A 22,171-nucleotide genomic window follows, 5' to 3' on the forward strand; every position below is an offset into this window, starting at 1 on the left:
TTCATCAGACACATCCGACTCCGTCGAACGCATGAATACAGGAACGTTAGACTAAATTTAAAATAAAGGAAAAGAGAAATGAATATCAAAGAATTACTAACTATAGTCATTGCTAGTGTTGCTGCAACTGTGTCAATAATTGCATTAATTAAAACACATTATGATAAATTTAAACTAGTATTCTCTGGTAGAGATATTACTTTTAAAATCAACAAATGGAGAAATGGAAAAGATAATTGGTATCAAATATTCATATTTCTTCCTCTTAGAATTGCAAATTCAAGTAACTCTATTGGTAAGATTGATTCTATGAGAATGAAATTGATTTATGAGAATAAGCTACTGGCTCCAATCTATGAAATTTTCCCTGTAGATTTTGAATTGATATCAGAGAATGATGAGAGTTTCTCTCACAGGCTCAAGGGAGATTCTTTAGAAAAAATAATTCAAAATGATTGGCATCCACTAATCCTTAAAAATAAGGATGTAATTGAAACGCATCTTCTTTTTTCAGGCAGATGGGATAAATTACTTAACATTAGTGAATTTAGAGTTCAACTTGAAGTGAAAATGAGTCAAAAGTTAGGTTGGAAAAAGGTTGAGGAATGGGATGGAAACTTAAATATGATATTGTGGAGTGAATTAATACACAAAGATACAGCAGTAAATTTCCAAAGATCATATATTACTGTATCACCTAAAGATGAGCGAAATAAGAAGAAGGCCCATGAAATGTTTGAAGAAGAGTTTGAGATTCCCCAAATAGATATAACGCCTTCGATTTCGGATAAATAAGAGTTTGAGAAGTCGAATAGAAGTCCATTTATGTCAACCTGAACTCCGTCTAACATAATATTCACGCTGTGGGCATCTGCCTTTGGTCCGGCATTTGCCGGACACCCGACATGCATCGGGTCGTGAATACGGGAACGTTAAGCGAAATTTATAGTATGAGAGAAGGTTAATTGTATGACAAAAATTGATGTAAATGAATGTAGAGATAGTAGTATTAATTTGCATGAATTAAAAAATGTGAATAAGAAATATACTTTTTATTATGATGAGACTAACAATGAACGGAAATTTCATCTACAAAAAGGCAAATTCAATATAAAAATCGACCAAAATTTTATTTTAGGCGGATTAGCATTTGAAGGAGACAAAAAGGAATTTAAAATTAAAGAATTGTTCAAAGAGTTAAATTTACAAAAAAATATTACTGAAGTTAAATTCAAATATATTGCTTCAGGTAATTTTGTTGATGTATTAAAGTCTAAAAAAATAAATTTGATATTAAAATGGATTGATTCAAATAATTTGTATTTGCACTATACAAATTTGAATCCACTATACTTTGGAATTGTTGACATTATTGATTCAGCAGTAGTATCTTCGGAAACAATAAATGGATTCAATTTAATGTATCTTAACGATGTAAAGAATCAATTATATGTTGCACTTAATGATAATACCGAGTATACAGAAGCGATGTTTTTTGAATATGATTATCCTAATGTTGATAAAGATAAGATCGAAAAATTTATAGAAAATATTCTTGATATTTTAGAGCCGTATAGAGATGTTCCTGAAAGACATTTAGGAATTGAAACCGCAATACAGATACTTAAAACTTCTAAAAGAAAGAAAAGTTTACCCTTTATTCAAGACCAAACTAAACATGTTTTAATGCAAGACTATTCTTCTTTATATATTAATCCACTTTACATGTTCAAAAATTCTAAACATTATTTTGATAAAGAAGATCAAATACAGAAAGTGCTGAATCAATATGAGTTCGTAGATGAAAATAGAAAGCTAGATCATTATGAATTTGTTGATTCAAAGAATCACGATTTGATACAACTTTCCGATGTAATGATGGGCCTTTTAGGAAAGTTATATGCTTGCGTTAGACAAAATTCAATTTCAGATCTACAAAAAATATTATATCAACTAGATGATTTACAAAGAGAAAATTTGAATATAATAAACAAGCTCACATGGAAATCTCAAAGAGAATGTTCAGCATTTTTGACACAGATAGTGAGCTATGAAGAGAGAGCAAGAGAGCATATTTTGTTGCCTTAAAATACTGGAATATAAACTTCGCTTAACAATATATTAACGCTGTGAGCATACGCCCTTGGTCCGGCCTTCACCGGACAATCGATATGCGTCGAGTCGTGAATGCAGGAACGTTATATGACATTACTGTAAATCCTATATTGAGGGAGTTCTAAAAAAAGAGATGATTGATAACCAAGTAATTGAACTAGTAGAAATGAATGATCTAAATAATCTTAAAAAACTAATATTACAGGGACTTGATGTTAACGGTACTTATTATGGTTCTCCATATCTAGATTGGGCTTGGTCTTCATTCCCCGAATACAATTTTGAAATTGTAAAACTGTTAATTGATAATGGAGCAAATTTAAATGACAAGGACTTCCCATCAATAGTTAGTGCTGCACGACATGGAAAGAGAGAAGATTTTGAATATATTATTGATCGTGGAGCCGATATCAATTTAGTCAGCCATGTAGGGAGTTCAGCCTTATCACATGCAGCTAGTTGGAACAATATTGATGGAGTGCATGCACTTCTTGAGTTGGGAATTGATGTTCATACTCATGGAGGTATGGCCCTAAGGGATGCAGCTTATAATGGGAATTTGGAGTTAGTACAACTTTTATTGGAAAAAGGTGCGGATGTTAATTTTAACATGCGTGATCAAGTTCACACGGATTGTGCGACACCACTTCATGTTGCAACCTTAGGGAATTTTGAAGAAGTAGTTATAGCTTTAATTAATAGTGGTGCCGATCCAAAAATTAAAAATAAATATGGCGAACGACCTTTCTCAGTCGCTAAGAAAAATCAAAATGACAACCTCATAAAGCTTATTAAAGATAATGAGCCAATTGAATGGCACAATCATGAAAATAAAATTGAAGAATTGAAAAAGAAAAGGTTACCACTCTCAATTGTAAATTACTTGGGACAAGATCGAAAATATCTTGAGTTGAGTGGATCAAACTATATAAAGTTTATCGAACTATGCTCGATAGAGGATGTTACCGAATTCAAAGCTAAAGGAATTAAAATGCTAAATCTAGTATATGACGTGGATAGTTATGGAGCTATGGGTTTTATAGTTTGGATACCTAAATATAAAGCCTTAGGAAGTTATGATATGGAGCATGATAATCTTATAGTATTCAAAGATGTAAAATGGAAGGAGTTTATTCAAGATCCAAAGATTCTTGCCGATCGAGTTATTAATGGGGAATAGCATTAAGGAGTAGCGCTACATAACATCATATCCACGAATCTCAAACTAAACGGTTCTTCGGCGAGAAGTGTGGAGCGGATTTCTACAATGCCTAAACAACAACTTAAACGCTAAATTAGGAGGAAATAATTATGGAATTTATATTGTTTATATTGACAGCTTATATCGCGTACCGAATTTATGTCATGGTGTACTTCAGAAGTGATCAGTTTACTACTATCCAAAGGAGCATAGAAGCATATACTGCAAATTGCAACGACTTAAATCATCATATCCAAGAACTCAAAAACGCATATGTAGATGTTAGCTCTTATGATTATGGTATTAGCGTATTAACAGACAGTAGTAACTATAATTTTAAAAGAACAGAGTGGAATAATAATAGTAAAAATAGGTACGTACATAATTGTTCGGCAAGTGTATGTAAAAATGCAAGCGATCAGCCCTTTAAATATCTTTGCAAGTATTTTGATATCAAAGTAACAGAGGAATCACTCTCAAGCTTTGAAGCTGTGCTTAATGATTTCGAAGCGGCTGAGCAAGGCAAAATTCTGTTAAGAGAAAAACGTGATTCCATAGTAGAAAGTATCCGAAGTTCAATACCCGCAATCATTTACAAATTCAATAAAGAAAAGTTGAAAAGAAAATTGGGCTTTGAAGAGATAGATTTTAGTACATTGTATTTCCCGGTGTATACCTTCCAATATGTTTCCGCTGGCGGGAATAGCTCTACTAAATGTGAGATTACATTGGACATCAATAATTTAAATAAGTTTGTTGACTATTTAAATACACTTGTTAAATTCAGAAAGAGTATTGCGGGTCAAAGAGCATTGATGACTTCGGCTTTGAGAGAGAAAATGAAAGTACGCGATCATTATACGTGTCAAAGTTGCGGTATTTCAGCTTATAACGAAAAGCACTTATTACTCGAAATCGATCATATTATTCCGTTATCAAAGGGTGGAGAGACGACTGAAAGTAACTTGCAGACCTTGTGTTGGAAATGCAACCGGACAAAAGGTTCTAAAATCATTGCTTCATAAGGTCTCGTTCAAAACCATCCAGCTCTGGCTTTAGGAGGAATCATCTGTCGAAGGTAGTTAAGTCCTTGCCACGTCAAGAGTACTCTCCAATCCGCTTGAGTGTAGTTACTCAAAATAGACGTGCATTAAGTCTGTATCAGTCCATAGGATTCGATGTGTCTGCCGAATCTCTTTATTATGTGATTCCTATGGATAACCTTTAGTTGATTACGATAGGAAAAGAACGGGATACAAATTTAAAATTTTTATGGTACATCAAAGTATCAAAGAAAACGCTAAAATCCTATAAACTAGTGTTCACGATGCAGGGTTATCACCCTTGATTGTCAGATGCTAATCATGGAAGGAAGCTCAGACAACAAACGATCCAGCCTAAGATAAGAGCTATCTATGGTTGGGTCATTTTTTAATACAGGAATGTTATGCGAAGCTACTGTAGTATCACTAGAGATCGACATAAAAAAGGAGAATGCTTGATGTTCTATGTTAATGCAAGAGCAATTGTCGAACGTAAAGGAAACGATAATACGGAAATAATCATACAGACCCGAAATAAAAAGAATGAGGAATCATTAGAATTGCCAGGTGGAAGATTAGAATTATTCGAATCCATATTAGATGGTCTGAGACGAGAAGTTTTCGAAGAAACAGGTTTAACTGTTATTGAAGTGGAAGGTAGTCAAAAGCGTATAGATACACGCGGGATTAATCCCGATTTTGAAGTTGAGTGTCTAGAACCGTATTGTGTATATCAAACAATAAAAGGTCCAGTTGATTCTATCGGAATGTATTTTATATGTAAGGTTGATGGCAATCTCTTAGAAGTAGGAGATGAAACTACCAATATCAGATGGGAAAATGTTGAAGAAGTCTATAAAATGATGATAGAAGATCAGAAACAGTTTTCAGATGTAGATCGTGCTGGGTTAAAGTACTATTTGAAACATAGATTTGGAAAGCAAATCTAAGCAGGCAACATCGCATAAAAAATGTCACGCTTGGCTACTGAGGTGAATGTATCAAATGATAAAATTAAATATAAAAGTAATGACCTTGATCTTATTTTTAATTTTGCCTGCCTGTTCGGCCAGTAATGAAAAAGATCCTTCTGACTCCATCTTTCAGGTTGGCGTAGATGAATTTGCAAATATTAAGGTCAACAAACCCTTTCAAATCGTAGGGTATTTGAAAAACTCATCAAATAGGTCAGTGGAGATATCTCATGGCTCAGGTATGTTTAGTTATGAGATTTATAATGAAGATGGCGAAAGAATCCTTCCAAACGTAAATGTGTTATTAGAACACGCTATTGGCTATCAGGTGGAGATTCGTTCTGGTGAAGAATATAGAAATAATGGACAAAAACAAAGAAGTAAGGAATATTATGAATTCGTTATCCACCAGCCAGGCAATTACAAAGTTAAAACGAATGTCGAATTTATGATGAATAATGATGGCAAACCAAAGAAAATGAGCTTATCGAGTGAATCCAAAGAATTCAAAGTGCAGTAGAGGATTGCAGGGAATCTCAACATAAATTTAGCGGAGGTGATTTCAATGGAAGTACAAATACTCAAAAAACAAATTAGTGTAGAAGATTATATGAATCTGAGGGAAATTGTGGGATGGGGTAATCCTGAAAATATAGAGGCCATCGAACTTGGATTAAAGAACACTTTATATTCCATCTGTCTAGAGGTTGAGGAGCAGATCATAGGATATGGAAGAATCGTGGGCGACGGTGGTTTTACTTTTTACATACAAGACATTATCGTGTTACCTTCCTATCAGAGGCTCGGTTTAGGCCATACAATAATGACGGAACTGATGGAGTATATTACAAGTACGTATCCGCCAGGAAGTTCAGTTGGACTCATGTCAGCAAAAGATAAAGAGGATTTTTATAAGAAATTTGGATTCGTGGAGAGACCCAATGAAGGTTATGGTGCAGGAATGATTCAATACTTAACGAAACCATAGTAGAGGCATTTCGAGCAAGAGAAATTCACCGGACACATAGCCGAAAGAAGTTCTTTAATGAGGAGGACCCTATATGATATTAGAAAAAGTTATGAGTCAAATTAACATACAAAGTGAATATAAGGATTTGGTTGATACGTATGTAGAGCATGTCCTGAACGAATTCAAAGATAAGATTCATAGCATTTATATGTGCGGCTCGATTCCCAAAGGAACGGCTCAACCTTTTAAGTCCGATGCAGACTTTACGATTGTATGTGCAAATCCCAAAGATATTGATTACGAAAGATTGTCGAGTATCAAGGATAAGCTTTTGGAAGAATACCCATTTGTCACGAAGATGGATACGATTATTTGCTCGATGGATGATGTATTAAGTAGACCGAATGATTGGGGTTTTTGGGTTAAGATCATTTGTGTTTGCATACATGGGGAGGACATTGGTGAAAAAGTACCCCCGATCATTATCTCTCCAGAATTCATCTTAGACTTAAATACAGATACCAAGGAGGAAGTGGAGCGTGTACATCGTTCACTTTCTAATGCTAGTGATGACGCGATGAAAACGAGATACACTAAAGGTTACTCGAAGAGATTACTTCGTGCATTATACTCATTGATTATCGAAGATACAGGGATATGGGAAGATGACATCACTAAGATGAAAAATGCGATATTAAAATTTTGCGAGATTGACTCTGCTTTAGTTGAATATCTGTATGCTTGTTACTTGGATAGTCGTCATGTACCTGTTGAAGAGTTTCTGAGAAATGCAGAGGAAGTATATCGCTATTTCGAGAATGCCTTACATACAATGGCTGCTTCCAGAAATTCAAAATGAATGTGAGGTGGGACAGATGAAGGAGGCTACTCCTAAATATGTTGAACAAGCGTCCATGGAAAGTCTCATACAAAAGTTAAATCTGCCGCCACTCACTCCATTTTCACAGGATTGGGAATATACGTCGGCTGATGCATCGAGATTAGATGAATTTATTACGTATTACGAGAATCATCAATTAAACGATAATGAGAAATTTACACTGATGATCATTATGATCTCTTCATTGGATGACTACCTTTCCGAAGGAAAAGGAACGCATGGTCACAAACTATGGAATAGAATAAAACAAAATCTACGTAAAGACTATGAGTTACATATCCATACTATTAATTATTGGGCTCAAGATGAGAGCGATTTGGAAGACTGTTTTGCAGTCACACCCTATGTCAGAGAAATGCGAACCTAGAACGAAGGTGAATACGACAATGATTGAAAAAGAAGAAATCATGGAGAGGTTATTAATAGCCATGCCCTCCTATAAGAATAGATACGAACGGTACATTCAAGAGAACTATGAACTTGGGGAAGAGAGATTGATCTATGTCGATATAAGTGACTTCGTCAAACATGTTATTAAGTGTTATCAACGTAAAAACACGGATGAATTCGATGCACTATTCGAAGTCATTGAAGAGCTTCATACGAATGGAGATTCATTTGTTAAAGAATTTGCTACAGTCGGTATTCTGGAATCATTTCAGAACCAATTATCGGATAAGAATATCGAGTATATTGAATTTGAAAAATGTTTAAAACCAGAATCAAAACGATGGTGGAATCATGTAATTGATTATTGGAATGGGGAGACTCCATACATTGGAGGACCGAATAAGGAAACATCATAATTTTCTGGATGTTGGTGATTTTGAAGCTACCCTAAAACATTCAAAAGTACGAAAAGGAGATGATTCGGTTGAAAGTCACGCTTCGCTTTGTCTTACCTTGTGATGCTGAATATGTACAGCAATATGCAAGTTACCCTGAAATTTCAGAGACAAGCAACGTTCCATATCCTTATCCAGACGGAGCAGGAGAATCATGGGTGAACATGGTGATGGCTAGACGTGAACAAGGGATATCTTATGTATTTACTATTTTAACGGATGATCAATTTGCGGGTGTCATGTCTATAAATGCTGTGGATCTAACTGAGAAAACAGCAGAGTTGGATTACTGGATTGCAGTTCCTTTCTGGAATCAAGGCATAGGCACAGTCGCAGCTCAAAAGGCTATTGAATTTGCGTTTCATGAATTGGATCTTCAAATTCTTAGAAGTGCTTGTTTGGCGAGCAATAAAGGCTCGTTAAAGGTCCTTGAGAAGAACGGATTAAAAAAAGTGAATGACTTTATTTTTGAAGCTGGAAAATTTAAAGATAAGACAGGATGTAGACTTGAATTACATAGGTAACGACCTTTAGGTTGCAAATCCCGATGAAAACTTTATGGAGCCTGTGATTGATTAAATCGAGTGAGAGGGAAAGGCCGCCATCCTCTACTGCAGGCAATTCTTGATTACGATCGAAAAGAGATCGATAAGGGATTAAAGAATATTTCATAGAAGTGAATCACTTAATCTTGGAGGAATGATTCTATGAAGATGGCCTTCATTTTATTCAATGGAGTAACATTTCTTGATTTTGTTGGTTTCTATGACGTTATCTATCGATTGAACTTATTTGACCAAACCAAAGGAACGATGTGGGTCATCTGTGGATTGACTGAGGAAGTGACGGATGAACTTGGGATGAGCGTAAAGGTGAATGACATAAAACCTGATTTATCTCAATATGACCTTGTTTTTGTTCCAGGAGGCATGGGGACTAGAAAACTAAAAGAAGATATTGAATTTGTGGATTGGATTCGAACTGCCGAATCTGTAAGTTACAAAATCTCGGTTTGTACGGGTTCGCTTTTATTAGGAGCTGCCGGTTTCTTAAAGGACAAGATAGCAACAACCCATCCGAATGCATATGACTTACTTGAGCCTTACTGTAAAGAAGTAGTTGAAACGAGAATCGTTAAAGATGGAAACGTGATCACTGCGGGAGGCGTAGCGACATCGATTGATTTGGGACTATATTTGATTGAATTATTTGCAGGCCAAGAAGAGGCCAATATAGTAAAGAAGCAGATTGATTATCCCTACACTGCAGTAGGAATAGTTGAAGTTTAGGTTTTTGCAGAGGACGAATCAAAGGGTGAAGGTAATGAATAAGAAAACGTATCTTGTTAAGGTTGCTTATTTAATTGATCTAAGTGATGAAGAATACAAAGAAATGGGTGACCAATTGATTCCAGAACTTGAGAACGAAATGATAGTCGGGGAACATCTAAAATTAGATTGGCAGAGTAGTTCTACTATCTTACTGAATTCAGAAACAATGAACTGCGGAAAGTGCTTCAAATGTAACTCGTGGGTAACCGACAGAGAAAAACCGGATTCTATAGATGAACTAAACAACGGAGCGGTTGTCGATAATCGATTGCTCTGTGATGAGTGTTTGCCGGAGGATCATAGGTGGGCATTCTAGAACGCTGTCTGGATGCACGAGAGTCATTTCGAGTAGGTGAATTTAGATGGACAGGACAAAATATATTATTGAGGTGAGAGGTTGAAGTATTTCTTCGGGGTGTTAACTATTTTAGGAATAGCATTGCCCTACATGATGTTTATTCCTTGGATTGGTGAAAACGGATTCAATCTAACGATGCTATTGAGTGAAGCAAGACAGAATCGGATTAGCGAGTTTGCTTGGTTGGATGTACTGATCTCCGCAGTTGTTTTGATTGGATTTATCATATATGAAGGAAAACGAATTGGAGTAAAGCATATGTGGTTACCGATCATTGGAACATTAACCGTTGGCGTTTCTTTTGGACTGCCATTATTTTTATTATTGCGTGAAATTCATATGGATAAAATGAAGAATAGATAAACTGGGAAATGGATTATAAGTCAGTGGCAGCAGATTCATGTAGTTCTAATTCAATAAATCATTCGTTACGTATCGAGGTGATTGTGGAGTGGTTATAGTTGAGACAGAGATTCTAATCGATGCTCCAATCAAGTTATGTTTTGATATGGCGAGAGATATTGATGTTCATACACAAACGGTGTGGAAACATACGAAAGAGAAAGCTGTCGCAGGAATTACTTCGGGAAAAGTAAATCATGAAGATACGGTAACCTTCGAGGCTAGACATTTTTGGATTAGGCAAAAGTTAACGTCAAGAATCTCAGCATACCAAGCCCCTTATTATTTTGTAGATGAAATGCTGAAAGGTGCGTTTAAAAGCTTGCGACATGAGCATATTTTTGAAGAACATAACGGCAAGACACTCATGAAAGACCGGCTTACTATGGTTGCTCCGTTTGGAATTATAGGCTGGGTCACCGAACGACTCATATTAAAATCATATATGAAGCGTTTCCTCATGTATCGAAATCAACAATTGAGATTATTAATAGAGATAAAGACTGAATAGAAGAACGTGATATACATCGTTATGGAATAGTCGTATATTTCATTTGTGGTTAGCAAACCATATGAGAAAACAACATGAATCATGCCGGAGTTCAGTTCAGATTTAGCGGAGATATCCCTCATAAACAAGGAGAAGTGAAGATGAGAAAACTCGTTTTATTTCTGCATTCGTCGCTTGATGGTTATGTAGAAGGACCAAATGGTGAGATGGATATTGGCTGGGTTTCTTACGATGCAGATTTGGAGAAATACGCGAAAGAAGTTCTGAGCACTGCTGACACGGTCATTTGGGGACGTGGGACGTATCAGATGATGCACGGTTACTGGCCAGCTGTACGCTCGGACGCATCAGCTTCTCAGCATGAACGGGAGCATGCCGAGTGGATTGAGAAGACAGCCAAAGTTGTTTTTTCCACAACCTTGGATGACGTAGAGTGGAACAATTCCCGATTGGTAAAAGAAAATATCGAAGAAGAGATCAAACATCTCAAACAACAGCCAGGTCAGGATATGGTCATACTCGGCAGCCCACGGTTTGCACATTATCTTATGCAGCTTGGCTTAATAGATGAATATAAAATTACGGTTTCTCCCGTTTTAATCGGAAGTGGATTACCGTTATTCCAAGGTCTCAACCAGAAGATCAATCTTCAACTTATTGAAAATAAAACCTTTGATTCCGGTGCTCTAGGTCTCTTTTATCGGGCGATAAAATGAAGTGAACTTTTAAGATGAAAGGGAGAGAATCCCATCACACACACCCAGTCTAAGATAAAATGATCTAAGGCTGGGTCATTTCGTATTAGAATTATTCACAAGAACGTAATTACATAGAATCACGAAGAGGATGGAGATCATATGAAGCTATTTAAAAGCAAATTCAAGATTGCTGGATTGATCATGTTATTGTTCCTATTTTCAACTATAGCGGTTTCTCTAAAAGTCTACGCAAAACCTGTGAATGCTGTGTTAGTGGATTATTCAGCCATGGAACAAATCGAAAAAAATGTATTCATAGAAGCTGACGCCGGGAGCGACGTGAAAACTCAACTGCTTGAGTTTGTCAGGTCATCAGAAGATAAAGTGATTAATATATTCGGCAGTAGAGTTGCTTCTCCCTATGTAATAGTTGCATTAAGTCAGAGTGCATTAAATAAATATGCGGAAAATATAACGGGTCAAACGTACTATTATCCATGGAAGAATTATATAGTTATAGGACCGAAGGGATTAAATGAAAATGTAATTTCACATGAGTTCACGCATGCAGAGTTGAGAGAAAGATTAGATCATAAAGACAAAGTTCCTGCTTGGTTTGATGAAGGACTGGCAACCATGATAGACGGTCGATATGTCAACAACGAAGACGTATGGAAAGAACATACGAATAATGGCGAGAAGCCTATTGATTATCAAACACTGGGATCACATGATGCATTTAATAATTATGGAACCCGAGAGGCTTGGATTAACTATAACCTGGCATGTTACGAAGTTACCCGTTGGTTCAAAGTGGTGGGAAAGGATGGACTTCTCCAGTTAATTGATGGATTGAATAACGGTAAAGAATTTGATAACCAATATCAATTAATCGAAAGCGAAATGATTGATTAGCATTAAAGTCAAACAACAAACCGGAGGTGTGGAAAATGAAGATTGAAGATGTTTACAACGATTTACCTGTGCTTGAGACTTCGAGAACGATACTTAGAAAAATTGAAAAGAATGATGTGCAGGATATCTATTCTTACTGTAGTGACCCGGAAGTATCCAAATATACAACATGGCATCCACATATGAAAATAGAGGATACCGAGAATTTTGTTGATTTCATCATAGATAAATATAATAAAAGCCAGATCAGTCCATGGGGGATACAAGATAAAACAACAAGCAAGATCATCGGAACTTGCGACTATGTAGGCTGGGATATCCATCACCACAAAGCTGAGATTGGATACGCATTGTCAAGAGATTATTGGGGACAAGGTTATATGACGGAGTGTGTGAAGAAAATAATCGAATTTGGTTTTGAACATATGGACTTGGTTCGAATTGAAGCTAGATGTATATCAGCGAACACGGGTTCTTCAAGAGTCATGGAGAAAGCAGGCATGGGGTTTGAAGGGATTTACAGAAAGCATATATTCATTAAAGGGAAATTCGAAGACCTCAAAACGTATTCCATCTTAAACGAGAATTCAGCCAAGTTATTTGAAGCAAACTTTTCTACGCGATAACATAATAAAAGTAACTAAACCCTTTCATATGGAGGTTGATTATGGGAGTGCATAAAATAGAAGCTGTTTTTATTGATCGTGATGGTACAATCGGCGGTTCAGATGAAGTCCTTTACCCCGGAGAATTTGAATTGTTTCCATTCACTGAAAATTCTTTAGAAAAATTAAAAGCACTTGGAATTAGATTATTTGGATTTACGAATCAGCCGGGTATTTCAAGGGGGGAAGCGACAAAAGAGGTATTTGTAAAAGAAATGATAGATTTCGGCTTTGAAGATGTTTATATATGCCCACATCAACATACAGATGGGTGTGATTGCCGGAAACCGAACCCAGGAATGTTACTTAAAGCAGCTAAGAAGAATCAATTAAATTTAAGTCACTGTGTTGTAATTGGGGATAGATGGTCTGATCTATTGGCAGGTCATCATGCTGGATGCAAGAAAGTATTAGTTTTGTCAGGAGCGGGGAATGAGGCTTTGAGCAAATATAGATATAAATGGTCGGATATAGAAGCAGATTTCATTGCAAAAGATTTCGAAGATGCAGTTAATTATGTTATTAGTCTTCACGGAAAGGAAACAGAAGACAGGGCTAACCGCTAACCAATCTGGAGGGGAAATATTGCGAGTAAGTACATTTCTTGAAGAAAAAGATTTTAGATTGAAAGATGTGGAATACTTGTCTCCAGAAATCAAGGCGCTCGTAGTCGATCATTACATTAAGGTCACACAAGGAGAAAGTGAAAATATTGCACATATACATGTTCAATATAATGGTAACTTGTCTTTTCAATGTAAAGTGATTGATTTATATCAGGAGCATTCACCAAAGATCGAATGGATCAAAAATAGTTACGTAACAGATACATCGAATGATGATTTTGATTATGAGGATATTATGCCACCTTTTGGTGTTGTAGAGTTATATGATTGTGATATGGAATGTAACTCCGATTGTACGAAAGTCATGCTGCAAGCGTTGTATCAATTAACGTTCAATTTCTTATTGGAATATTTTAATTTGATTGTTTTCCATTCAAGGGAAGCTGCGAATATTATAGATGATGAGAACATGAGATTTAAGCGTTTCACGATACATGATGAACTATATTATAGGTCGACCGCTTACTGAGTATAAAGAATAGTTAAGTCATGCAACTGCAACGAAATTAGGTAGGAGGCTGGAAATTGCTGCAAAATATGATCCACATGATTAAAGGAAAAAACATAGAGGACATCAACTTGTCAGGGTTTATCTATTTGGAAGAAAAGGGTGTGTATGAATTCACTCCAATGCTTACATTTATATATGTCAAATTTGGAGAAGAATACTTGGAGTTTGCGTCCATAGAACAATATTCGAGACTTAGAATCACGATTGTGCCCTCGATCAGACATGATTTCGAATTGGTTGAAGATTTATATCCAGCGGTGTCTTCAATCAGCGATGTGGTACTCATTAATCCTACATCGCTGACGAATATGGTCTCGAGTATTAAAATTTTCAATTTGGAAGAAAAAGAAAATGAAATTATATGTGATAGCATGTTGATTAAGTTGAAGAATGAACAAGTGCTTTTTTTTGATCCAACTTTTCTCTCTGGCATTAATATAGGTGGAATAGAGCAATATGAATTTTGGCGCATTCATAATGAAGAGGAAAAACAAGAGGTATATATCGAGATTTAATCAATCTAATACATTGGAAGTGGTCTTCAGTGAAGAAAGTAGCGGTTGTTAGCCTGTATTTTTTGAGTGAGGCAGAGGGCGGACAGAAGTCAGCAATTACGAAGGACTTTTCAGCACCTATCGTTTTTGATGTGGATCCAGATTTGCAATTTGGGCTCTGGAGTGCTGTCGTGAAGTTACATAGTCAACCGGATGAACATGGGGAAGCCAAGGCTGATCTGTACTATCTATTCCATAATTCAGAAGAGGTACCGAATCATCTGTTGGAACCCGGTAACCGTTTTTCACTACAAACGAATAAGACTATTGCCAAAGGCACAATAGAATATTTAAAAGAAGGATAAAAACATCAAACCCTGTAGTTTCGATAATATAAGGTACCCATTCGAGAGATCGAGCAATATGAAACAACTAACAACTTTTGGACGTCTATATTATGTGACCAATAAATATTAAAGGGAGACTGATATGGAGATGAAAAAATTGAAATATCGTCTTATTCTACCACTTATTCAATGTTGTTTAGTGATCGCCGCTTTTGTTACAAATAAGAGTATGCATAACGGGTCAGGGGAAGGCATGAATCAGATCATTGCCAACATCTTAACGAATATAGAGTTTTATCTAAAAACATTATTCGGATACGATGATATTGTTAATTACCATTTTAGATTTGTGACTACATTTCTGGGGATACTTATCTGGTTGTTCCTTGGTTATCTATTAGATGTAATGATGCAACCAAAACATAAATTGAAGTTGAATCCATCCAAAGAATGATCACTAGAGCAAGCGTATATAGTAGACCACATACGTACAGAAGGAGTTATGCATAAATGGTAAATCATATGACCACATTGGGATTTCGTGTACATTCCCCGGAAGATTTTGAAGATATCGCCGAGTATGCACTTTCAACTGGAACCAGAATCAAAGCTACCTATGGGCAATATGCTCTGGCTCTGGCAGGAGAAGGGATTGAGATATGGCTTCAGATAGATAAAAAGAATCAGGTTATCGGACTGAATCCACATTTCTCAGGTTCATCCCGTATGAAGATTGGACTTACCGCAGAACTAGAACCAGACGAAAACAATAAACTAGATGGCAGATTTCATGCTTGGGCCGAACCAGATGAGTCGATGGAGTCGGGAATTTATCCATTCGTTTTTGACCTGCCGAACCGAGGGGTTTACGGGCAGATTCTTATTCCACAGATGATACATGTACAATTGTCTGCATTCGCACATGAAGTGACGATCTATAAAGACGAAGAAGAATTTAACCTATCTCAGGATAGTGAATACAAATTTGCAGTGGAATCCTTTGTTCCATCCGGACTATTTAGTGAAGGTACGCCAAGTGCAACTGCCATGTTCACAGGAAGAATCGTAGAAACAGCAGAGATTGTTAATGAGCAGTCGAAGCTGCGGTTCACCTGGGCATTAGTCAAGACGTTAGGTGGAGAGATTGATGTTCTCATTGATCAAGAACTCGTTAACAAGGAAATGATTGTCGGGGACATTATCTCTGGTTCATTTTGGCTTAGTGCAAAGTTCCAAGATGAACCTATAATGAAGAAAAAGAGCAACGTGATTAACAGAATGTTTGGAAGAAATAAAGAGAAATGAACGAAATTTGATGCCAAACATGAGCCCCGCGATTCATTGTCGCGGGGTTTCTCCATAAGGTAAGATGGAGAAGAAATGTAATCTTTTTACTATGAAGGATGATTGAATCGGATGGATCAAAAACAGCTAATCTGAGGAGTGATCACGAATGGATATGAAGAGTCAGAGCGGTGATTTTCTTGGTAGAATTCAGATGGAAGCGCAGGAAAGTGATTACGTCGTAGATCAAATTATACGTACTCTGAAACCGGGTGACGGAAAGGCGATTTACATTGCAAATGCTGGAGAGCACCAATTCACCCAGCAGACGAATTATGCTGCCGTTGAATGGGAGCACGGACTGGAGCTGTTGAAGGAAACGCTGACGGAGTGGCAGCCACAGTTGCCGGCCCATGCGGGGGTTGAGAGCATTCAGGTCTATTATGGATTCGATAATCTGACACCGGATGAGATTGAAGCTATGGCTGAAGAGAGCAGAACCACGGGACAGCAGGTCGTGATCCGCGATTTGCATCCAAACAACAAACTTGTAGGTATCCGAATCCGTTATCAAGGAGAAGGGGCACTGACCCTTCATATTTTTGGGACAACCAAAAGCCGAGTTTACCTGTCTGAGGATGAATTGTCCCAGGTGAAACCGCTACGTGTTCGGGGAGCAGAAGCATTTTATTTTTCAAATCACGGAATGGATCGGTTGATCTGGATTGAGGCTGCTGGAAGTAGCGGAAAAGCGCTACAGTATGAACTGATCGGGCAGCAGCAGTCCGCTCCAACTTTAATTCAAATCGCTGAAGAGATGAGCATAAAGTCTTAGTTAAGCATCAAAAAGGAAGGAAACAGATATGAATAACAGAAGATGGGTAGTACTTTCAACGGTTATCCTGATTGTAGCCGCAATATTTATTTATCAGTATTACAAGTCGGACTCCACAAGCGAGGCAATAACAGAGAAGGTTTTGAACCAAGATGGGTATACCGTTACGCTGAGATCAGAACATATTCCTGTAGAAGTTTTTGTAAAACCGGAATGGATTAATTTTAATGTCGATGAACCCATGAACAAAGATATCCAAGCAGCCGAGATTCACAACTCGACTCTGCTACTGGATGTGGTGAACAGAGGTAACGATATTTATTTTTCGTTTAGAACGATCTTTAATATGAACAATCCTTCGGGAGCATTTATATATAATGGATACTTTACTGAAGAGGGAATTCAAACTTATACGGATACAAATGTGAAATTGTACGATAAAAATGGTGAAGAAATCGCAGTAAGTCAAACAGGACTTGGTCCAGGTGCAGCATTTTCCTTTGGAATTGAGGAGGAACAACAGAAGCTTATCAAGGAAGGGTTCTATGTGAAGTATAATGATTTTAATGTTTACAATTATATGGAAAAATAGCAACTCATCATGACTGAGTTCAGCGATCTGATGTGCCTTGTCATGAGGTGGATGGAGGATGTAAGTAGCTATATATGGAGGGTATCATGGATATTGTAACCAAGCAGTTGAAGCTGGAAGAGCTTAGTGATTTGAAATATGAAGTCCATATTGGAGATTCCGAGGCAGTGAAATATTGCAAGATCATGATTCTAAAGTTCGTGGGTGAATATGGTTATGGTTCTGGTGGGAATTCAGATGCCATCTATATGTGTGCCATAGGCAAAGCGGTGTTGGAAGCATGGGAACCATCGGGTTTGATCCTTGATTTCAGTGTACTGATCTATGAATGGGGAGATCAGTTAGAGGATGTTTTTTATATTGGTGAAGAACAGTATCGAAACATCCCTTTTCCAGTGGCACTTATTGTAGGCGAACAGTCGGAAGAAGCGATCAGAACGTTAATATTAGGGGCATACAGTGATCAGACCACCGATGATATTGACTGGGTGCACCGTGATCGGAACAGCGCATGGACATTTATTGAGGAGAAATTGACGGAGTATGATCGGAATAAACGATTGTGAGATCTGTCGTGATAACCAAGGTATAAATAAATCCAAATGAAAAAGCCCCAACGTTGGGGCTAACTCCTAGTCCAGGTTGTACTTCTTCATAACGGCATCCCGAAAGATTTGGTAATCGGATATTTGTTGAGATGCGGAGGATTCAGGAAAGCTATATTGGCTTACGCCTTCCAAGCTGAATTTTCCCAAGTTATCATTAATCAAACCGTAATCACCATAGGAATTTCTCAGCAAAAAAATCACACTTGTCTCACCCTGCTGTAGTTCTACATAATCATTCGCTGTATACTTAATATCTCCATCCAAGCTAACAGGTTCAATGATGGTTAATTCATTCTGATCTGAAGGGAAATCCTCAGGTTTCTTTAGTATTTTCGTGATCTTTATATTGGTGTTGGTGTGGAAGGATTGCATGGCTCCATCATCAAATGCAGTTATCACATGCTCACGCTCCGAAAACTCGTCTGTTGCATAACCAATCACGATTAATTCAGCAAACGCATCGAGCTTTTCCACTTCACTAAAGGTGATGGAGTTGGCCGGTAGATGGACTACGGTATAAACGTTTTGCTCCGGTTTGGATTGAACATTCATATATGTGATGATTGATACAGTGACGACGACTATGCATACAACGCATATCAGAACAGATTTTTTTTGAAATGAAAACATTAGCTTATCCTCTCTTAGATATTCTTTTCTCCACTTCTACTATTACATAAATGAGAATTATTGCAAATTATACATAGGAGTAAATACAACCGGATATTTACCAATTACAATTTGACGGGATGAAGTTAGAGAAAATAACTACACTATGGGAAGAATAGGAGGATTGTTCCTATGAAGATTGAACCTACCAAAGAGTTTGCTTGTAAGCTGGGGATCATGCTTGAGAGTAAATTAATCTGGTACAAACACTTTCAACTCTTTTGTGATGACGTTATTCTGGAATACGAGAAGCCACCATACTGGATCATTGAATTAGCAACAGTGAAATATCAAGGTGACGCGATTGGAATCGTTAACAGATATATTCACTCCGAACCTTTCGTCGATGAATATCTTAACTCATTATACGATCATTACATCGCTTGTTTGTATATGAAGTACGATCGAAGAGAAATATCCTGGGCCAGCTTTCTGCTCGCTTCCGGACAGTATGCTGATCTTTACCAGGCAGTGAAAGTGGAGTGCGAATATTTCTATGAACTGTTAAATGAATATGAGGCTGAAGAGTTCGATGTGGAGCTTGAGCACAAACAAAGTGAGGAGATTCGGGATACGTTTCGGAATGAGATCATGGAAATGCAGGAGATCTATGATGTGTTCAGGGTGTATTTTCAACAATATATCAGGAAGGAAAGAGAATCATGAAGCTTTTTCATGGAAAAGAAACCATCGTTCAACAGGCGATGCCTGCGATGCCATCTATATGTACACCTCTGGGCACCGTGGAATTCTTACTTTCGGTCTCCAACCAATCCTATCTTGCAACAGATTGCGCCAAGCTCAACAGTGGTGGGTGGTTGTATAAGTATGATTACGACTCATGGGACTGCGAACTCGCAATTTGTAGAGTGGATGTAGAACTTGCTTGCGATCAGGAAGTAGAAGAATGCTGGGGAGCTGTATTCCGAATCCAACCGAAGAGTGGGCACCAGATTGATGAGTGTAGCTTCACAGCCTCGTGGAAAGAGGGATATAACTGGACAAGCTGTGGATCGGATACTGGAGAAGGACTCGAAGCGATTGAATATAAAAATCAAACGTATCAGTTACATATCGGTACACAAGACGGAACGCTGTTAATGATGAGGAGAAACCAAGGCGATCGGATTCCGAAATCCTATGGTGAAGGTATTGATGTTGAAGCACAGGGGTACATCCTGAGTTCTGGAAAAGGGATTAGTGTGCCCATGTCACAGATGGAATCGGATGAAATATGTGAAATTCATGTTGTAATCGCTTGGAAGAAGTATGTAGAAGAAGATGTGTCTACCTGGCTCGCTGTAGATCAATTTTCAAAGGATATCTTAAAGGGAGAAGGGCTCAGCTAGGCAACACCAATTTAATAGATAAGGGTGAACCATATGGAACGAGGACTGATTATCTTTTTAAACGGAACATCAAGTTCAGGCAAGACGAGCATTGCGCTGGAAATGAAAAAGCAAGGAGAAATGCCGCTGCATCATCTGTCCGTAGATCAATTTTTTCAAAATTATGATCAGTTCATCGATACAACATATCCCGATATGAAGCCAACAAGAGAAGTGGAGCCGGGTGTGATGTCAGATATCCTATTTGGCCCGATTGGCTCATTGTACTTCTCAACCATTAAACTGTTTTCGGAGCTCGGTCTGAATGTAATTGTGGATACGGTCATCAGCGATGACAAGTTGTTCAATGATTTTTATGATTTGCTTGCGGATTATCCGATATTGTTAGTTGGTGTACAATGCTCCAAAGAAGAACTTACCAGAAGAGAGCAGAGCAGAGGGAATCGCGAGATCGGGCTTGCTCATTCCCAGTTCGATTACATATACGCCTACGATGAGTATGATCTGGAAGTGAATACAGAAGAACTCAGTTCAGCTGCGTGTGCGGAAAAGATATTAAGTTATATGAACTCCAGGCATGAGTTCTCGGCATTTAAGAAGTTAAGTCGAAGATAACTATATAAGTTGAAGAAAAGGGAATCAAAAAAATCCGGGGATAACAGCGATGGGAAGTTTATTCTGTCGTCGGAGTGTTCCGTATAAACATCTTTAGTACAACTTATATAGAAGATAAGTGAAGGAGAAGGGGCGGCTAATTATAGTTTCATAAGGATGTTAGACATGTTGAACCTAACGATTCTTCGTTAGGTTTTTTCTTGTTTCTCCAAGATCACGTTAGATAAAGATAACGATCAGGTTTAGTGTAGAAGTCATCTATATTATTGAAAGTGGACAATGACGGTACGGTTGAGGCGAGTTGTAATCGTACCCATCGAATATTTTATTTATATATAGAATTGTTCTATAAGTAAACCCGTTGACGATGTTCCTGTTGGAATGCTATTTTTAGATCAATTAATTCCTAGTTAACATGTAAGAATTAGTGGTTTAAAACAATCGCACACATAACGGGGGAGAAAAACATGAAAAAATGGTCTGTTCTAACACTTACAACTGCAATCGTATTAGCGCTGACAGGATGCAGCACCGGGGGAGACACGAAGACGGCATCGGGAGCTGAGGGAGCGAAAGAACCAACCAAGATTATTGTGGGAACAGGCACGCAATTTCCGAATGTCGCTTTTATTGACGAAAATAACAAGCTGACGGGATACGATGTAGAACTCGTCAGAGAAATTGATAAACGGCTTGATGATTACGAATTCGATCTGCAGACGATGGAGTTCACGAACTTATTGCTCAGCCTCGAAACGAACAAGATTGACATGGTCGCGCATCAGATGGAGAAAAACCCGGAGCGCGAACAGAAATATCTATTCAATAAAGAAGCATATTCGCACTGGAAGAACAAAATCGCGGTTCTCAAAGATGACAATACCATTCATTCCATTGATGATCTGAAAGGCAAAAAAGTGTTAACGACAGCAACCAGCGCACAGGCCATCTTGCTGGAAAACTACAACAAACAGAATAACAATGCACTAGATATTGTGTATTCAAGCGGTGTGGCCAACGATTCCATCGCACAGCTCAAGGCTGGAAGGGTTGCAGCGTTTGTAGCAGCGGACTTTACGCTTCCGCTCATTGATCCGAGCGGCGAGCTGAAACTTGTAGGTCCACCACTCAGTGAATCGGATACCCTGTTTATGTTCCGCAAGGATGATCCCGAAGAACAGAAACTTGCGGATCGCATCGATGAAGCACTGAAGGAAATCAAGGCAGACGGTACATTGAAGAAACTGAGTGAGCAGTGGCTTGGCTTTGATGCTACGCAATCAGAAACGAAATAACACGTACAGGAAAGGCA

At 37.7% G+C, this 22,171-nt stretch carries 31 protein-coding genes; 30 read left to right on the forward strand and 1 reads right to left on the reverse strand.

What is annotated here, in order from left to right:
- Nucleotides 1–78: 78 nt before the first annotated feature.
- From M3629_RS00370 to M3629_RS00495, 26 genes are all read left to right on the forward strand, one after another.
- The gene (locus M3629_RS00370) at nucleotides 79–795 is read left to right on the forward strand and encodes a hypothetical protein (RefSeq protein ID WP_251502401.1); all 717 of its coding nucleotides are present in this window, start codon (nucleotides 79–81) and stop codon (nucleotides 793–795) included.
- A gap of 174 nt (nucleotides 796–969) precedes the next feature.
- Complete coding sequence (locus tag M3629_RS00375; RefSeq protein ID WP_251502402.1) at nucleotides 970–2,088, forward strand: DUF3800 domain-containing protein; 1,119 nt, start codon at nucleotides 970–972, stop codon at nucleotides 2,086–2,088.
- 160 nt (nucleotides 2,089–2,248) lie between these two features.
- Entirely contained in the window at nucleotides 2,249–3,295 is a 1,047-nt protein-coding gene (locus M3629_RS00380) for an ankyrin repeat domain-containing protein (protein WP_251502403.1), read from the forward strand.
- Between the two features lie 131 nt (nucleotides 3,296–3,426).
- Nucleotides 3,427–4,341, forward strand: a complete 915-nt coding sequence (locus M3629_RS00385; protein WP_251502404.1) for an HNH endonuclease — start codon at nucleotides 3,427–3,429, stop codon at nucleotides 4,339–4,341.
- Nucleotides 4,342–4,817: 476 nt separating this feature from the next.
- Nucleotides 4,818–5,309 (forward strand): NUDIX hydrolase, encoded by a 492-nt coding sequence (locus tag M3629_RS00390; RefSeq protein ID WP_251502405.1) that lies wholly within the window; start codon nucleotides 4,818–4,820, stop codon nucleotides 5,307–5,309.
- Between the two features lie 55 nt (nucleotides 5,310–5,364).
- Complete coding sequence (locus tag M3629_RS00395; RefSeq protein ID WP_251502406.1) at nucleotides 5,365–5,853, forward strand: hypothetical protein; 489 nt, start codon at nucleotides 5,365–5,367, stop codon at nucleotides 5,851–5,853.
- A 45-nt stretch (nucleotides 5,854–5,898) separates the two neighbouring features.
- Nucleotides 5,899–6,321, forward strand: coding sequence for a GNAT family N-acetyltransferase (locus M3629_RS00400; protein ID WP_251502407.1), 423 nt, complete (start codon nucleotides 5,899–5,901; stop codon nucleotides 6,319–6,321).
- A 73-nt stretch (nucleotides 6,322–6,394) separates the two neighbouring features.
- On the forward strand, nucleotides 6,395–7,162 hold the full coding sequence (locus M3629_RS00405; protein WP_251502408.1) for a nucleotidyltransferase domain-containing protein: 768 nt from the start codon (nucleotides 6,395–6,397) through the stop codon (nucleotides 7,160–7,162).
- A gap of 16 nt (nucleotides 7,163–7,178) precedes the next feature.
- Nucleotides 7,179–7,571: a hypothetical protein gene (locus M3629_RS00410; protein WP_251502409.1), complete on the forward strand. Its 393-nt coding sequence runs from the start codon at nucleotides 7,179–7,181 to the stop codon at nucleotides 7,569–7,571.
- Between the two features lie 19 nt (nucleotides 7,572–7,590).
- The gene (locus tag M3629_RS00415; protein WP_251502410.1) at nucleotides 7,591–8,010 is read left to right on the forward strand and encodes a DUF7674 family protein; all 420 of its coding nucleotides are present in this window, start codon (nucleotides 7,591–7,593) and stop codon (nucleotides 8,008–8,010) included.
- A 68-nt stretch (nucleotides 8,011–8,078) separates the two neighbouring features.
- Complete coding sequence (locus M3629_RS00420) at nucleotides 8,079–8,573, forward strand: GNAT family N-acetyltransferase (protein WP_251502411.1); 495 nt, start codon at nucleotides 8,079–8,081, stop codon at nucleotides 8,571–8,573.
- A 183-nt stretch (nucleotides 8,574–8,756) separates the two neighbouring features.
- Nucleotides 8,757–9,338, forward strand: a complete 582-nt coding sequence (locus M3629_RS00425; protein WP_251502412.1) for a DJ-1/PfpI family protein — start codon at nucleotides 8,757–8,759, stop codon at nucleotides 9,336–9,338.
- 34 nt (nucleotides 9,339–9,372) lie between these two features.
- A complete protein-coding gene (locus M3629_RS00430; RefSeq protein WP_251502413.1) occupies nucleotides 9,373–9,696 on the forward strand; it encodes a hypothetical protein in 324 nt (107 codons plus the stop codon).
- 81 nt (nucleotides 9,697–9,777) lie between these two features.
- A complete protein-coding gene (locus M3629_RS00435; RefSeq protein ID WP_251502414.1) occupies nucleotides 9,778–10,101 on the forward strand; it encodes a DUF2834 domain-containing protein in 324 nt (107 codons plus the stop codon).
- Nucleotides 10,102–10,189: 88 nt separating this feature from the next.
- Nucleotides 10,190–10,651 (forward strand): SRPBCC family protein, encoded by a 462-nt coding sequence (locus tag M3629_RS00440; RefSeq protein WP_251502415.1) that lies wholly within the window; start codon nucleotides 10,190–10,192, stop codon nucleotides 10,649–10,651.
- A 140-nt stretch (nucleotides 10,652–10,791) separates the two neighbouring features.
- Complete coding sequence (locus M3629_RS00445) at nucleotides 10,792–11,367, forward strand: dihydrofolate reductase family protein (RefSeq protein WP_251502416.1); 576 nt, start codon at nucleotides 10,792–10,794, stop codon at nucleotides 11,365–11,367.
- A 141-nt stretch (nucleotides 11,368–11,508) separates the two neighbouring features.
- Entirely contained in the window at nucleotides 11,509–12,264 is a 756-nt protein-coding gene (locus M3629_RS00450) for a hypothetical protein (RefSeq protein WP_251502417.1), read from the forward strand.
- Between the two features lie 35 nt (nucleotides 12,265–12,299).
- Nucleotides 12,300–12,890, forward strand: coding sequence for a GNAT family N-acetyltransferase (locus tag M3629_RS00455; RefSeq protein WP_251502418.1), 591 nt, complete (start codon nucleotides 12,300–12,302; stop codon nucleotides 12,888–12,890).
- A gap of 47 nt (nucleotides 12,891–12,937) precedes the next feature.
- On the forward strand, nucleotides 12,938–13,495 hold the full coding sequence (locus M3629_RS00460; protein WP_251504376.1) for an HAD-IIIA family hydrolase: 558 nt from the start codon (nucleotides 12,938–12,940) through the stop codon (nucleotides 13,493–13,495).
- A 19-nt stretch (nucleotides 13,496–13,514) separates the two neighbouring features.
- The gene (locus M3629_RS00465) at nucleotides 13,515–14,024 is read left to right on the forward strand and encodes a hypothetical protein (RefSeq protein WP_251502419.1); all 510 of its coding nucleotides are present in this window, start codon (nucleotides 13,515–13,517) and stop codon (nucleotides 14,022–14,024) included.
- 56 nt (nucleotides 14,025–14,080) lie between these two features.
- Nucleotides 14,081–14,581 (forward strand): hypothetical protein, encoded by a 501-nt coding sequence (locus M3629_RS00470; RefSeq protein WP_251502420.1) that lies wholly within the window; start codon nucleotides 14,081–14,083, stop codon nucleotides 14,579–14,581.
- Nucleotides 14,582–14,610: 29 nt separating this feature from the next.
- Nucleotides 14,611–14,925 carry a hypothetical protein gene (locus tag M3629_RS00475; protein ID WP_251502421.1) on the forward strand — a complete coding sequence of 105 codons (315 nt, stop codon included), beginning with the start codon at nucleotides 14,611–14,613 and terminating at the stop codon, nucleotides 14,923–14,925.
- Between the two features lie 492 nt (nucleotides 14,926–15,417).
- On the forward strand, nucleotides 15,418–16,212 hold the full coding sequence (locus tag M3629_RS00480; RefSeq protein ID WP_145328601.1) for a hypothetical protein: 795 nt from the start codon (nucleotides 15,418–15,420) through the stop codon (nucleotides 16,210–16,212).
- Between the two features lie 148 nt (nucleotides 16,213–16,360).
- A complete protein-coding gene (locus tag M3629_RS00485; protein WP_251502422.1) occupies nucleotides 16,361–17,026 on the forward strand; it encodes a hypothetical protein in 666 nt (221 codons plus the stop codon).
- Nucleotides 17,027–17,054: 28 nt separating this feature from the next.
- Nucleotides 17,055–17,618 carry a hypothetical protein gene (locus M3629_RS00490; protein ID WP_251502423.1) on the forward strand — a complete coding sequence of 188 codons (564 nt, stop codon included), beginning with the start codon at nucleotides 17,055–17,057 and terminating at the stop codon, nucleotides 17,616–17,618.
- Nucleotides 17,619–17,704: 86 nt separating this feature from the next.
- The gene (locus M3629_RS00495; RefSeq protein WP_251502424.1) at nucleotides 17,705–18,184 is read left to right on the forward strand and encodes a hypothetical protein; all 480 of its coding nucleotides are present in this window, start codon (nucleotides 17,705–17,707) and stop codon (nucleotides 18,182–18,184) included.
- Between the two features lie 66 nt (nucleotides 18,185–18,250).
- On the opposite strand, the gene M3629_RS00500 is transcribed toward M3629_RS00495, so the two are convergent.
- Nucleotides 18,251–18,856, reverse strand: a complete 606-nt coding sequence (locus M3629_RS00500) for a hypothetical protein (protein ID WP_251502425.1) — start codon at nucleotides 18,854–18,856, stop codon at nucleotides 18,251–18,253.
- A 171-nt stretch (nucleotides 18,857–19,027) separates the two neighbouring features.
- On the opposite strand from M3629_RS00500, the gene M3629_RS00505 reads away from it, so the two are divergent.
- The 4 genes from M3629_RS00505 (at nucleotide 19,028) to M3629_RS00520 (ending at nucleotide 22,154) form a co-directional block, all read left to right on the forward strand.
- Nucleotides 19,028–19,561 carry a hypothetical protein gene (locus M3629_RS00505; RefSeq protein WP_251502426.1) on the forward strand — a complete coding sequence of 178 codons (534 nt, stop codon included), beginning with the start codon at nucleotides 19,028–19,030 and terminating at the stop codon, nucleotides 19,559–19,561.
- Entirely contained in the window at nucleotides 19,558–20,244 is a 687-nt protein-coding gene (locus M3629_RS00510) for a hypothetical protein (protein WP_251502427.1), read from the forward strand. The genes M3629_RS00505 and M3629_RS00510 overlap by 4 nt, the downstream gene beginning before the upstream one ends.
- A gap of 33 nt (nucleotides 20,245–20,277) precedes the next feature.
- Nucleotides 20,278–20,859, forward strand: coding sequence for a chloramphenicol phosphotransferase CPT family protein (locus M3629_RS00515; RefSeq protein ID WP_251502428.1), 582 nt, complete (start codon nucleotides 20,278–20,280; stop codon nucleotides 20,857–20,859).
- Between the two features lie 467 nt (nucleotides 20,860–21,326).
- Nucleotides 21,327–22,154 (forward strand): transporter substrate-binding domain-containing protein, encoded by an 828-nt coding sequence (locus M3629_RS00520; RefSeq protein ID WP_251502429.1) that lies wholly within the window; start codon nucleotides 21,327–21,329, stop codon nucleotides 22,152–22,154.
- Nucleotides 22,155–22,171 lie beyond the last annotated feature (17 nt).

The organism is Paenibacillus polysaccharolyticus (assembly GCF_023714295.1).
In the GTDB taxonomy this organism is placed as follows: domain Bacteria; phylum Bacillota; class Bacilli; order Paenibacillales; family Paenibacillaceae; genus Paenibacillus; species Paenibacillus polysaccharolyticus_A.

Bases quoted from the DNA above. Each gene is read 5' to 3' on its own strand.
- M3629_RS00380 (WP_251502403.1), top strand. From the start codon at position 2,249: ATGATTGATAACCAAGTAATTGAACTAGTAGAAATGAATGATCTAAAT.
- M3629_RS00505 (WP_251502426.1), top strand. From the start codon at position 19,028: ATGAAGATTGAACCTACCAAAGAGTTTGCTTGTAAGCTGGGGATCATG.
- M3629_RS00520 (WP_251502429.1), top strand. From the start codon at position 21,327: ATGAAAAAATGGTCTGTTCTAACACTTACAACTGCAATCGTATTAGCG.
- M3629_RS00495 (WP_251502424.1), top strand. From the start codon at position 17,705: ATGGATATTGTAACCAAGCAGTTGAAGCTGGAAGAGCTTAGTGATTTG.
- M3629_RS00400 (WP_251502407.1), top strand. From the start codon at position 5,899: ATGGAAGTACAAATACTCAAAAAACAAATTAGTGTAGAAGATTATATG.
- M3629_RS00445 (WP_251502416.1), top strand. From the start codon at position 10,792: ATGAGAAAACTCGTTTTATTTCTGCATTCGTCGCTTGATGGTTATGTA.
- M3629_RS00490 (WP_251502423.1), top strand. From the start codon at position 17,055: ATGAATAACAGAAGATGGGTAGTACTTTCAACGGTTATCCTGATTGTA.
- M3629_RS00515 (WP_251502428.1), top strand. From the start codon at position 20,278: ATGGAACGAGGACTGATTATCTTTTTAAACGGAACATCAAGTTCAGGC.
- M3629_RS00375 (WP_251502402.1), top strand. From the start codon at position 970: ATGACAAAAATTGATGTAAATGAATGTAGAGATAGTAGTATTAATTTG.
- M3629_RS00395 (WP_251502406.1), top strand. From the start codon at position 5,365: ATGATAAAATTAAATATAAAAGTAATGACCTTGATCTTATTTTTAATT.
- M3629_RS00415 (WP_251502410.1), top strand. From the start codon at position 7,591: ATGATTGAAAAAGAAGAAATCATGGAGAGGTTATTAATAGCCATGCCC.
- M3629_RS00500 (WP_251502425.1), bottom strand. From the start codon at position 18,856: ATGTTTTCATTTCAAAAAAAATCTGTTCTGATATGCGTTGTATGCATA.
- M3629_RS00390 (WP_251502405.1), top strand. From the start codon at position 4,818: ATGTTCTATGTTAATGCAAGAGCAATTGTCGAACGTAAAGGAAACGAT.
- M3629_RS00480 (WP_145328601.1), top strand. From the start codon at position 15,418: ATGGTAAATCATATGACCACATTGGGATTTCGTGTACATTCCCCGGAA.
- M3629_RS00425 (WP_251502412.1), top strand. From the start codon at position 8,757: ATGAAGATGGCCTTCATTTTATTCAATGGAGTAACATTTCTTGATTTT.
- M3629_RS00510 (WP_251502427.1), top strand. From the start codon at position 19,558: ATGAAGCTTTTTCATGGAAAAGAAACCATCGTTCAACAGGCGATGCCT.
- M3629_RS00450 (WP_251502417.1), top strand. From the start codon at position 11,509: ATGAAGCTATTTAAAAGCAAATTCAAGATTGCTGGATTGATCATGTTA.
- M3629_RS00385 (WP_251502404.1), top strand. From the start codon at position 3,427: ATGGAATTTATATTGTTTATATTGACAGCTTATATCGCGTACCGAATT.
- M3629_RS00430 (WP_251502413.1), top strand. From the start codon at position 9,373: ATGAATAAGAAAACGTATCTTGTTAAGGTTGCTTATTTAATTGATCTA.
- M3629_RS00370 (WP_251502401.1), top strand. From the start codon at position 79: ATGAATATCAAAGAATTACTAACTATAGTCATTGCTAGTGTTGCTGCA.
- M3629_RS00485 (WP_251502422.1), top strand. From the start codon at position 16,361: ATGGATATGAAGAGTCAGAGCGGTGATTTTCTTGGTAGAATTCAGATG.
- M3629_RS00410 (WP_251502409.1), top strand. From the start codon at position 7,179: ATGAAGGAGGCTACTCCTAAATATGTTGAACAAGCGTCCATGGAAAGT.
- M3629_RS00405 (WP_251502408.1), top strand. From the start codon at position 6,395: ATGATATTAGAAAAAGTTATGAGTCAAATTAACATACAAAGTGAATAT.
- M3629_RS00455 (WP_251502418.1), top strand. From the start codon at position 12,300: ATGAAGATTGAAGATGTTTACAACGATTTACCTGTGCTTGAGACTTCG.